The sequence below is a fragment of the Hymenobacter lapidiphilus genome (assembly GCF_003417065.2).
Taxonomy (GTDB): Bacteria; Bacteroidota; Bacteroidia; order Cytophagales; family Hymenobacteraceae; genus Hymenobacter.
This window is the reverse complement of record NZ_QVLT01000007.1, coordinates 148,128-159,336: the sequence shown is the minus strand read 5'-3', so window position 1 is coordinate 159,336 and position 11,209 is coordinate 148,128. Positions and strand designations below refer to the sequence as shown.

The 11,209-nt window shown below is 60.1% G+C and carries 9 protein-coding genes; 6 read left to right on the top strand and 3 right to left on the bottom strand.

The window, feature by feature from the left end; all coding sequences use genetic code 11:
* From D0N36_RS06315 to D0N36_RS06285, 6 genes are all read left to right on the top strand, one after another.
* Nucleotides 1–513, top strand: a 513-nt coding sequence (locus D0N36_RS06315; protein ID WP_116940564.1) for an IS3 family transposase, incomplete at its 5' end; no start/stop codon positions are given.
* Nucleotides 514–643: 130 nt separating this feature from the next.
* Complete coding sequence (locus D0N36_RS06310; RefSeq protein ID WP_116940558.1) at nt 644–1,588, top strand: Rossmann-fold NAD(P)-binding domain-containing protein; 945 nt, start codon at nt 644–646, stop codon at nt 1,586–1,588.
* 115 nt (nt 1,589–1,703) lie between these two features.
* The gene (locus tag D0N36_RS06305) at nt 1,704–2,003 is read left to right on the top strand and encodes a hypothetical protein (protein WP_116940557.1); all 300 of its coding nucleotides are present in this window, start codon (nt 1,704–1,706) and stop codon (nt 2,001–2,003) included.
* A 756-nt stretch (nt 2,004–2,759) separates the two neighbouring features.
* On the top strand, nt 2,760–3,836 hold the full coding sequence (locus D0N36_RS06295; RefSeq protein WP_147320770.1) for a hypothetical protein: 1,077 nt from the start codon (nt 2,760–2,762) through the stop codon (nt 3,834–3,836).
* A 219-nt stretch (nt 3,837–4,055) separates the two neighbouring features.
* Nucleotides 4,056–4,397, top strand: coding sequence for a hypothetical protein (locus tag D0N36_RS06290; protein ID WP_147320769.1), 342 nt, complete (start codon nt 4,056–4,058; stop codon nt 4,395–4,397).
* A gap of 127 nt (nt 4,398–4,524) precedes the next feature.
* The gene (locus D0N36_RS06285; protein WP_116940554.1) at nt 4,525–6,324 is read left to right on the top strand and encodes a glycoside hydrolase family 10 protein; all 1,800 of its coding nucleotides are present in this window, start codon (nt 4,525–4,527) and stop codon (nt 6,322–6,324) included.
* A gap of 292 nt (nt 6,325–6,616) precedes the next feature.
* On the opposite strand, the gene D0N36_RS06280 is transcribed toward D0N36_RS06285, so the two are convergent.
* The 3 genes from D0N36_RS06280 to D0N36_RS06270 form a co-directional block, all read right to left on the bottom strand.
* Complete coding sequence (locus tag D0N36_RS06280; RefSeq protein WP_116940553.1) at nt 6,617–7,900, bottom strand: hypothetical protein; 1,284 nt, start codon at nt 7,898–7,900, stop codon at nt 6,617–6,619.
* 159 nt (nt 7,901–8,059) lie between these two features.
* On the bottom strand, nt 8,060–9,649 hold the full coding sequence (locus D0N36_RS06275) for a SusD/RagB family nutrient-binding outer membrane lipoprotein (RefSeq protein ID WP_190242546.1): 1,590 nt from the start codon (nt 9,647–9,649) through the stop codon (nt 8,060–8,062).
* A 111-nt stretch (nt 9,650–9,760) separates the two neighbouring features.
* Complete coding sequence (locus D0N36_RS06270; protein ID WP_262895302.1) at nt 9,761–11,191, bottom strand: TonB-dependent receptor domain-containing protein; 1,431 nt, start codon at nt 11,189–11,191, stop codon at nt 9,761–9,763.
* Between the last annotated feature and the right edge of the window lie 18 nt (nt 11,192–11,209).

Sequence of the window (11,209 nt, the reverse complement as noted above, 5' to 3'; positions counted from 1 at the left end):
GAATTGCAGCGGCCGCATCAGAGCTGGAGCATGGATTTCGTAGCCGATCAGCTCTTCGATGGGCGCAAGATCCGGGCCTTAACAATAGTCGATAATTTTAGTCGCCAGTGCCTGGCCATTCACGTCGGGCAGTCGCTGAAAGGAGAAGACGTGGTGGCCGTAATGAGTCACTTGCAGCAAACGCTGGGCGTCGTACCAGAACGCATCCAGGTCGACAACGGCAGCGAGTTCATCAGCAAGGCGCTGGATAAATGGGCCTACGAGCAGCAGGTCACACTGGACTTCTCGCGGCCCGGCAAACCGACGGATAACCCCTATATTGAGTCATTCAACGGTAGCTTCCGGGATGAGTGTTTGAACGTGCATTGGTTCCTGTCGCTGACCGACGCGCAGGAGAAAATCGAGCAGTGGCGGCAGGAGTACAACGGCTTTCGACCCCACAGTTCGCTCCAGAATTTAACGCCCAATCAAGTAATGGCAGTCGCTGTTACAGTCGAGCTTCAAAACGCCTGAGCCTCTAGTTTTGGGCGGTCCAGCTATTGGGAGGAGGTCAGCACGATTAACTGCCAAGGTAAATAATTGTCCATAAGGTCGTTACTCCGACTGCCAAATCACAGTTTGCTACTGTGATTAACATGCTCAAATGAAAAACTTCACTTCCTTCGCCGATGCGGGCGACTATAAAGTTCTGTTGCAGCAGGCCCTCGAAATCAAAGCCAACCCGTTTGGTTACCAGGAAGTCGGGCGCAACAAAACGGTAGGCCTCATCTTCTTCAACCCCAGCCTGCGCACCCGGCTTAGCTCGGTGAAGGCGGCCTACAACCTCGGGGCCCAGGTGTGGGTGCTGAACGCCGGTACCGACTCCTGGACGCTGGAAACGGCCGATGGTGCCGTGATGGACGGCTCGACCCAGGAACACATCAAGGAGGCCATTGCCGTGATGAGCCAGTACTGCGACGTGCTGGGCGTGCGCACTTTCCCCACGCTCACCGATAAGGAAGCCGATTACAGCGAGGTCTTCTTCAACAAGATTCTCAGTTACGCCACGGTGCCCGTCATCAGCCTCGAAAGCGCCACGCTGCACCCGCTGCAAAGCTTCACTGACCTGCTGACGGTGGCCGAAACCAAGCAGAAGGAGCGCGTGAAAGTGGTGCTCACCTGGGCCCCGCACGTGCGCGCCCTGCCCCAGTGCGTGCCCAACTCGTTCTGCGACTGGTTCACCGACATCGACTGGGTAGACCTCGTCATCACCCACCCTGAAGGCTACGAGCTGGACCCCAAGTTCACCCGCGGCGCCCGCATCGAGTACGACCAGCACAAGGCCTTGGCCGGCGCCGACTTCGTGCAGGCCAAAAACTGGAGCAGCTACCACGACTATGGCAACGTGCTCAGCACCGACCCCAGCTGGATGCTGACGCCCGCCCACATGGCCGGTACCAACGACGCCCGATTCCTGCACTGCCTGCCCGTGCGCCGCAACGTGGAAGTGTCGGATGCCGTGCTTGATTCGCCCAACTCGCTCATCATCCAGGAAGCCGGCAACCGCACGTTTGCTATGCAAACGGTGCTACACGAGCTTCTTAAATAAAGTATATAATTCAGGTAAAATACAACTATGGGCGAATGAATGCGTTGAAGTCCTAAATTCGAAATAACCGTCCGGTTGCTTCGAAATTCTCACCCAATTCCTTTCTTTCCTGACTATGAAAAAGCTATTTGTTCTCGCCGCTGTATTCGTGTTTGGTGCTGTTGCTGCTAACGCACAAACCACCAACACTACCACAACCACCACCACGCCCCAGCAAAGCACGACCACCCAGACGGACCCGGCCACGGGTGTGATGAACTCGACCACCACTACCGCACCTGCCACCACTACCACCGTAGAAACGCAGTCGGCAACCACTGTAGCCCCCATGACGGACGTCACTACGATGCCGGCCGACGTGAAGGTGAAAGACAAGAAGAACAAGACCAAGAAGAAAGTGAAAGCCAACGACTAACTGCGTGGCATGCGGGCTACCGCATTTCATAAAAAAAGCCTGGTTGCCTCAACGGCGACCAGGCTTTTTTTTGGGCCATTGCTAATAGGTAGATGTGCTACTGATGCCCTAAAGCGGCTTCGCAAACGGTGTGTCCAGCAGGGTGTAGAGACGCATATTTGCGTCTTCTCGTTGAACGATAACGGACCAACGGCGCGGACGACAAGACGTAAAGATGCGTCTCTTCATCCTGGGTCTACGGTTCGAGAAACCGCTGTGGGTCCGCTTACCAGGATACTTCTTAATCCTGCATTGGCTATAAAGCCATTAAAAGCATCGTCCCGCAAACGGGCAAAGTCAGCAGTATTCTGAAGCGCAACGGGCGTGTCCGGGTCTTCTTTGGGCAGACCATGTTGCACGAGTTGCTGAAGTAGCTCCACACAAGAAGAATCTGTGGTTTTGGTTCCGGTTTTAGTAGGCTGTGCTGGTTGTTTTGCCCCAACACCACCGGGCGTTTGCCGTTGATGGCGGCCTATTTGGCTATGATGGCTGGCATAGAAATACTGCATGCGGAGTTTGCAACCGCTTTACTTAGCTTTGGCTGGCTATCCGTACATCATCCTGCGCCTCGTTTGAATGAGTTCTACTACCAGATTTTTCCGCACCGTATATCCGTCTCTAGTTAGACGCTTGGGGCTAGTTGGGTTGATCCTGTTTATTGCCTTATCAGGCTGCGAGTCCACCCCCGCATCCAGTACCACCCCCGCTAGTCCGACCATGAACTCTTCTGGTGCTCCTTCAACCCTCCCGTTTCCCGTCCAGTTACCGTATGCCAAGGAGGAGATTCCGAAGCTGTTTGGGGTGCTTGATGTGGAGCAAGACCCGAATCCGGCCATGCATTTCGGGATTACAATGCCCCTGAGCTGGGGGCAGGTACGGGGCGAGCGACAACTTATTACGCCGAAAAATCCCTTCGGGCTACGCACGGAGGTGAAGGCTACGACGGGGCCCGAAGCCAATATTAAAGTGTATCTGGCATACATATCGCAGGAAATATCGCCCAGCGACTGGCTGACGATGTCCCTGCATTCGCAGAAGGAGCACGTAGTGCACGAGCGGCACATTGCGCAGCCGGGTGGAGCGGTGCCCGATGTGCTGACGATTGGGGGGCCAGCGGGGGCGCGGCGTATCTCCCGCTGGCTGGTGCTCAAGAACTGGGCAGAAATTGGCGGAGCCCACTTTTTCGTGGTGCAGGCCAGTACGCCCGAAGCTAACTATACCCCTGACATGGCCAACGTCTTTTTCATGGCCGTCAGCAATTTCAAGCTCATGCACCCCACCGAGTGGGACTATGCCGAGCAGCTGCGCACGCTGGTGCAAACTGTACCGGCGAAGCTCTCGACCGTATTCCCATTGTCGTGGCATCAACAGAACAGCCCCCTCAGCGACGAGCACTTCTACCAGGTCAAGCTCACTAAAGATCTGGTCGGTCGCCGCATCGGCCTGGTTAACCTAATGCTTACAGCCGGGCAGAGCGAGGTCGAGATGCGCCAGCTGGAGGATGAAAACCGCTTGGGCTACCAGCAAGCCGACCACCTCACGTTTGCTCCCGCCCAACTGGTCCCGGCGCCCAAATTCGGCTCTTTTGATGAGGTCTTCACCGCCCTGAGCCCGCAAACCAACGTGGCCGCCGACACTCCGGCCCAGGAGCGGCAGGTGCTTTTGGCCCGGGCCGGTACATTTTGGGTACTAATGGAAAACATCCGCTTCACCCAGCAGGATGAACCAGTGGCCTGGGCCGTTAGTAAGCGCGGCTTCGAAATTGTGCAGGATAATCTGGTTGTGAAGCCCTGAAGCCGGCCGCAGGGCTTAGGACAGTTTTGTAGCTTCGCGTTGGTCTGGAACAGTCGGTGGAAGACGTCTCTACAGCTGGTCAGATACCGCATTTTGGGAGTTTCAACAAGGTGTAAAACACAAGCCCCCATGCCGGAGGATTACCTCGCCATTTTCGTAAACATCGTTTTCCTGTTTTTCATCTTTTTAGGACTTCGCTTCGTCTTCCGCCGGTTACGTATGTCCATCTTTGGTGGTGGCTGGGGCGATTTGGCAGTCCGCCATAGTATGCTGGGCGAGCCGATGGAGCTGCGCTGGCAGAGTAGCTCGGCCCGGGTGGGGGCCATGATGTACAAAAACACGATGAAGGTAGCCGTGCAGCATGGCGGCCTCTATTTGCAGCGTGATTCTTTCGCCCTCGATAAAGCCATCCTCTTTCTGCCGGCCGACAGCTTGGAGCTCGTATCGCGCCACAAGGCCTCGTGGTTCAGCAATGCGTACTGCATCTTCACCATTGAAGGGGTCGATGTGTGGGTGGAGGAGCCCGAAGCCGAGGCCCTGATAAAGCTGAAGGCCGCATAAGCACGTCTAGCTTAGATCTGGATGCGGACCCGCTGGGTGGCTTTTCGGGTGGCAGGCCGCCTCCCGAACCGGGTAATTGTGGCCCGCCGTAGGCCTGGCTCGGCTTTTTAGGACTAAATTTGCGGCAATGCTCGTACTGCCTGCCGCCGCCCGCCCGCCGTTTGTCCTGTTGCTGATTGCCTGTCTGCTGATTGGTCTGCCCCACGTGGGGCGGGCCCAGGAGGCAGTGCCGCCCAAACGGGAATTGCGGGGCGTCTGGATTGCCACCGTCGAGAATATCGACTGGCCCAGCAGCCGCAACCTGAGCCCTGAGCAGCAGCGCCGCGAGTACCGCCGCATCCTCGACGACCACCAGCGCACCGGCATCAACGCCGTATTTGTGCAGGTGCGGCCCGCTTCGGATGCCTTTTACGCCAGCGAACTGGAACCCTGGAGCAAGTGGCTGACCGGCACCCAGGGCAAGGCCCCCGCGCCCTACTACGACCCGCTGCCCTTCCTGATTGAGGAGGCCCACAACCGCGGCATGGAGTTCCATGCCTGGTTCAACCCCTACCGGGCCACCATGGACACGCTCACGCGCCGGCTCGCGCCCAACCATCCGTACCGGCAGCATCCGGAGTGGTTTCTGCGCTACTCGGGCAAGCTGCTCTACAACCCCGGCCTGCCCGAAGTGCGCGCCTACATCAATCGCGTAATTCTGGACGTGGTGCGTCGTTACGACATCGACGGGGTGCATTTCGACGACTATTTCTACCCCTATCCGGAGGCTAAAAAGGTGATTGAGGACCAGGATGCCTTCGCCCGCTACAACCCCGATAACCTCAAGCTGGCCGACTGGCGCCGCCAGAATGTGAACCTGCTCATCCGCGACCTGCACGAATCCATTAGCAGCACCAAGCGCTGGGTGAAGTTTGGTATCTCGCCCTTCGGCGTGTGGCGCAACCAGCGCACCGACCCCAACGGTTCCGACACCCGCGCCTTCGAGGGCTACGACGGCCTGTATGCCGACGCGCTGGAATGGACCCGCCAGGGCTGGGTGGATTACGTGCTGCCCCAGCTGTACTGGAGCACCGGCTTCGCGGTGGCCCGCTACCCCACGCTGGTGGAATGGTGGGCCCGCAACGCCAACGGCCGCCACGTGTACATCGGCCACGGCGCCTACCGCATGCTCGAAAACACCAAGGCCGACACCGTGTGGCGCAACCCGCGCGAGCTGCCCCGGCAGATTCGCCTGAACCGCACCTTCCCGGCCGAGCTGCAGGGCAGCGTGTTCTTCAGCTCGAAGTCGCTCATGGCCAATCCGCTGCGCACCACCGATTCGTTGCGCCAGCACGAGTTCCGCTACCCGGCCCTGCCGCCCACCATGCCCTGGATTGACGCCGTGCCGCCGCTGCCGCCCCAGCGCCTGACCCTCACGGCCAGCCCCGCCGCCAACGTCCTCACCTGGCAACCCGCCCCGCCCGCCCCCGACGGCGACCAGGCTTCCTACTACGCCCTCTACCGCTTCACACCCGACCAAACGCCCCGCCCCGACGACCCACGCAACCTGCTGGCCCTGGTGCGCCCCGGCCCCGTCACCGGCCTCATCTTCGCCGACACCACCGCCCGCCCCGGCGAGGCCTACGCCTACTACCTCACCTCCCTCGACCGTCTGCACAACGAGAGCCGCCCGGTGTGGGTGCGCACCACCGGCCGCGCCGCCGAAATAATCGTCGCCCAGGCCCCACCCGAGCCAGTTCTGGCACCGGCCCCCGCACCGGAGCCCGTAACGCCGCCTACGCCCCAGCCGGCCACCGAACCCCCGGCTCCGCGTCCGCCCGTTGCGCGGCCCGTCCCAGGCACTTCGGCACCCACCAAAATCAAAGTGAAGACCAAAACCAAAAAGCGCGGCGGCTTCTTCGAGCGAATCTTCGGCGGCCGACGGTAGCTTGGGTTTAGCTATTAGCTGATAGCTTTCGGTCTGGTGAACCGTGCTTAAACCCTGGTAGAAGTAGCGCACATATAGAACTGGTGTCGAGTCTCATTGTTGAACGAAGCCATTGAATGGTGCGCTCCCAAGCCGTTCAACGACGAGACGCAAGATGTTGCGTTTCTACACCCATATACCAGCCTGAAACTCACTGTGAGTTTGAACCGGGTACGTTAGAATCGCCCAAAATAAAAACCGCCCCGGCTCAAACGAGTCGGGGCGGTTTCGGGTAAAACAGCTAACAAAAAACCTACAGCGTCTTTATAGCCAGCGTCAGCGCCACGTCGGTGGTGGAAGTGCGGTTGAGGCCGGTGACGGTGAAGATGGCGTACTGGTCGAGGCCACGCAGGCGGGCGATGATGACGTCGCCGACGAGCACGTTATCGAACTGGGCCACTTGGCTGGCGGTGGCCGCGCTCTGGTAGGTTTGGCGGATGCTATTGAGCGTGGCGTTGGTGTAAGCCGCCGCGCCGCCGGTGGCTACGCGCACAAACCTCGTCGTGTTGAGGGCCTGCAGGCGTACGGCATTGCCGGTCGTGCTGGTGATGGCTACATCCTTGGTCGTAACGGGCGCGGTGGCGGCTACCGGCGCGAAGGTCGTCAGGTCGAAGGCGGCCAGGTCGCCGCCGGCGGTGCCGGTGTAGCTAAGCGTGGCGGTGCGCGGTGCGGCCAGGGACGTAGCCGCCACGGGCGTGAGGGCGGTGGCCGTAGCCGTGGCCGAACGGGTGCTCGGGGGCACGCTCAGGAAGCGGCTCTTGGCTTCGAAGCGGAATACCACCGGCTGGCCCGCACTGCCGGCCGGTAGCGCGACATCGACGTTTACAGTGGTGGCCGCGCCGCTTTGGGTGCCAGCTACCGGCACGCGCTGGCGGGCAAAGCGCCGCTCGGCGGCCGTACCCACCTTCACATAGGTAATCAGGCTGTCGATATCCTTGTAGAGAATACCGGTGGCCGTGAAGGAGGAGGCCGTATTGATGCCGCCCTCGTTGATGACTACCGGAAAGCGCACCACGTCGCCGGGAGCGGGTGGTGCACCGGCCGGCAGGGTTACGTTGGCCGGGGCAGTGAGGCGGACGGTAGGTGTGGCTTCGGCCAGCCGAAAGCTGAAGTTACGGCCCTTGATCTGGCCGTTGGCACTCACCAGCAGGGCATCCACCTTCACGTTGGCTTTGTTGGCACCGGCCGGCACCACGTAGTTTACGACCAGTGTATCGGCCTGCCGGATGCGCGAGAAGGACGCTTTGTACGGAATCGTGGTCACCAGCGTCGAGTCGCGGCCGGGCTCTATTTTCTGGTAAATCCGGATTTCCTTGAGCGGGTCGGTTTGGGGGGCAAAGCGCAACTCGAACGGCACTACCTCGCCGGTAGCGTATTTGCTGGCCGTGCCCAGGGCGTTGGTGGAGAAGGTGGGGAACTGGGGCCCGACTTCGGAGTAGTACGTATCCAGCTCCTTCTCGCAGCTGCTCAGCAGCAGCAGCACCGCCGCCAGCGGCAGCAGCCGGGCCGGGCGGGAAAACAAGGGCGTAGGGTTCATATCAAAAGGGAAAAAAGTCGAAGAGAGGATGGGGAGAACGGGGTAAAGCACCGTCATGCTGAGCTTGCCGAAGCATCTCTACCGCTTCGTTGAATGACTGCTGCGAAGCGGTAGAGATGCTTCAGCAAGCTCAGCATGACAAGTAGCCTGACCATTTCTTTAAGGCCGGTCGAACCACAGGGGCTTACCGATGTAGTCGTCGTTGGTGGTGGCGCCGGCTTCGGCGAACTGGCGGGCCACTTCCTCGGGGTTGTACAGGGTTTCGGTGGCACCCGGCAGCAGGCGGCGCGGGAAGCGCAGCTTGGGGTCAGCGTTGCCCGACAGGTCGGCGTTTACGCTATTGCCGGTCGGGTACTGGAAGTTCACGTACACGGCGGAGCTGAAATCATAGCGCCGCATATCGGTCCAGGACTCGGGGTTGAGGAACATGGCAATGTACTTCTGCTCCATGATGGCGCGGGGCACGGCGGGGTTGGTAGGCGAGGCCAGCTGCTCGGCCGTCTGGGCCACGGCGGCGCTGTTCAGGTAAGCCGTAATCTGGGCCGGCGTGATAACGGGGAACGTAACGGCCGGCGCGGCAAAAGTGCCGCCCACGCCAATTTTGGCCATGTGTGCCCGAATTCCCTCCTTGTAAGCCGTCAGGGCCCGGGCTTTGTTGCCGGCTTTAAAGGCAGCCTCGGCCTCGATGAATTTGAGCTCGTGGTAGGTGATAACCTCGAAGTAGCCCAGGTCGCGGGCGTACCAGCTGGCGTAGAAATCGGTGAGCGTGCTGCCCGGCGTGAGGTTGGTGCCGGCAGGCGTACCGGCGCCGGGAGCGGCCCCGGTGCTCGTGGTGGGGGCCATAATGCCGAAGCGCGGGTCGGTTACACCCGGAAACGTGGTGCCATCGAGGTAGTCGAGGAAGTTATTTGAGAACGTGGCCGTGCCAAAGTTGGAGCGCGTGGTGCCGAAGATGTTGGTGGAGTTGACCAGGGGCGCCACCGCCGCCTGGAACTGCAGCTGGGCATCGTCGGTCGTGGCCTTGAAACCCTTATCAACCAGAGCCAGCACGGCGTTGGGGTCGTAGCTGGCTTTCTTGGTGAGGTGGTTGAGCTGCCGCGCCTTAAGCGAGTAGGCCAGCCGAACCCACTTAGCCGGGTCACCTTTGTACAAAATGTCGCCACTCTCGCTGGGCGAGGTGCTGTAAAGCGGCCGCGTGTTTTCGCTTGCGGGCTTGCTCATCTCCACAATGCCCTCGTCGAGCAGCTGGTTGATGGAAGCGTACAGCTGCTCCTGCGAGTCGTACTTGGGCTTGTAGTTGGCCCCGCCCTGGTAGGCTTCGGAGTAGGGCACGTCACCCATCATGTCGGTGAGGTGGGCCAGAATCAGGGCCTGCATGATCTTGCCCGCGCCCACGTAGTACACCGAGCCCTCGGCCTGCGCTGCCTTTATCATGGGCGGAATGTTGCCGCCCGACTGAAAGTAGGAGTAGTTGAACGTGTTGGTGCTCTGAGCGTTGGTGAAGCGGTACTGGTCGTTGCCGCCGCTGTTCACGGTGCGGCTCACGATGTACTGCTCGATATAAGGCGTGCGCAGACTAGTGAACATCTGCGTTTGAATGCCGTTGGCGATGATGTTGGGCAGCAGGAAGTTAGGCGTGGCCTCGGAGGGGTTGTTGGGGTTGTCGTTCACGTCGAGAAAACTCTCGCACGAGCTCAGGGCCCCGGTTCCACCCACGAGCAGCCCCAGAAACAGAAGATATTTTTTCATTGTCGTGTAGTTAAGCTGTTGTCTGATAGTAGTTAGCTGCTGGCTGGTTGGCGGTGCTTTCTGTGAGTACAAAAAGCTAATCGCCATCAGCTAATAGCTAGCAGCTTATCATTAGAAAGTAACGCGCAGGCCCATGTCCACGCCGCGGGTGGCGGGCACGTTGCCGTAGTCGAAGCCGTTGGAGCCACCACCGCGTACGCCCGAGCCGGAGGCCGCCGTTTCGGGGTCAGCCCCGGTGTACTTGGTCAGCAGCAGCAGGTTGCGGCCGGTTACGTTCAGCTCCAGCCCCTTGATAACGCCGGTGCGCTCCAGCAGCGCGGCTGGCAGCGCGTAGCTGAGCGTGGCGTAGCGCAGGCGCGTCCAGGAAGCGTCCTCAATAAAGGGCGTACCCACAGCGCCCAGAATGTTCTGGTAGTAGCCCTGGGTCAGTTCGACAGGACGAGCGTTGGGCGAGTAGCTGCCGTCGGCATTGGTCACCACGCCATCGAATACCACCTCCTTGTAGCGCTCGGTGGTGCGCGGGCCGGTGCCTGTAACGGTGCTATACAGGTCGTTGCCGTTCACTACTTTGCCGCCCACCCGGAAATCGAGCAGGAAGCTCAGCCCCAAACCTTTGTAGCTGAACGTGTTGGTAACCTGGGTGGTGAAGCGCGGGGCCCGGTTGCCAACGTAAGTAAACGTATTGCCCGGAATAGGGTAACCGGTGGTGGGGTTGATGAGCATCTTGCCGAAGTCGGGACTTTCGGGGTTCGTGACGCGCTGGAAATCGTAGGCGGCAATGCCCGTAATGGGCCGGCCCACAAAAGCGCCGCCCTGGTGCACGTTGGTAATAAAGGCATCCGACTGGAACACCACCGTCAGCGGGGAGGGCAGCGACTCGGTACGGTTGGTGTTGTGGTAGAAGTTGGCCAGAATATCCCAGCCAAAGCCCGAATCCGAGCGGATAGGCGTGCCGCTGAGCGTGATTTCCTGGCCCTCGTTGGTTACTACTCCGCCGTTGATGTACTGCAGAATAAAGCCCGTGGCCTGGCTTACGCGCGGGGCAATCAGCTGGTCTTTGGTGCGCGAGAAATAGTAGTTGAAATCGAAGCCCAGGCGGTTCTGGAAGAACTGCAGGTTAACCCCGGCCTCGTAGGAGCGGGTTTGTTCGGGCTTGAGTATCGGGTTGGAGCCGAAGAAGTCGTTGCGGAAGCCGCCCCCGATGTAGGTGTTGCTCGTGAGCGGCGACAGTACCCGGTATGGGCCGGTGTCGCGGCCCACCTGGGCCACCGAGGCCCGCAGCTTGCCGTAGTTGAGGATGCTGTTCTGCTCCAGGCCCAGCGTGCGGGTAAACTCGTAGCCCAGCGCGGCCGAGCCGTAGCCAAAGCCCTTGCCGAACACTTTGCCCTCTTCGGGCCGCGGCAGCGTCGACGATTTGTCGTAGCGGCCCTGCAGCTCCACAATCACTTGGTCGAAAAGCGTGGTGCTGAGCTGAGCGAAGTTGCCCACCAGCCGCCGGGTGCTCACCCGTTGTAAGGCATTTCGGTTTACCGTGTTGTTGATGCTTACGAAGGTGGGGTT

Coding starts and splice junctions, on each gene's coding strand:
- D0N36_RS06275 (WP_190242546.1), bottom strand. CDS start 9,649: ATGAAAAAATATCTTCTGTTTCTGGGGCTGCTCGTGGGTGGAACCGGG.
- D0N36_RS06305 (WP_116940557.1), top strand. CDS start 1,704: ATGAAAAAGCTATTTGTTCTCGCCGCTGTATTCGTGTTTGGTGCTGTT.
- D0N36_RS06285 (WP_116940554.1), top strand. CDS start 4,525: ATGCTCGTACTGCCTGCCGCCGCCCGCCCGCCGTTTGTCCTGTTGCTG.
- D0N36_RS06310 (WP_116940558.1), top strand. CDS start 644: ATGAAAAACTTCACTTCCTTCGCCGATGCGGGCGACTATAAAGTTCTG.
- D0N36_RS06295 (WP_147320770.1), top strand. CDS start 2,760: ATGAACTCTTCTGGTGCTCCTTCAACCCTCCCGTTTCCCGTCCAGTTA.
- D0N36_RS06290 (WP_147320769.1), top strand. CDS start 4,056: ATGTCCATCTTTGGTGGTGGCTGGGGCGATTTGGCAGTCCGCCATAGT.
- D0N36_RS06280 (WP_116940553.1), bottom strand. CDS start 7,900: ATGAACCCTACGCCCTTGTTTTCCCGCCCGGCCCGGCTGCTGCCGCTG.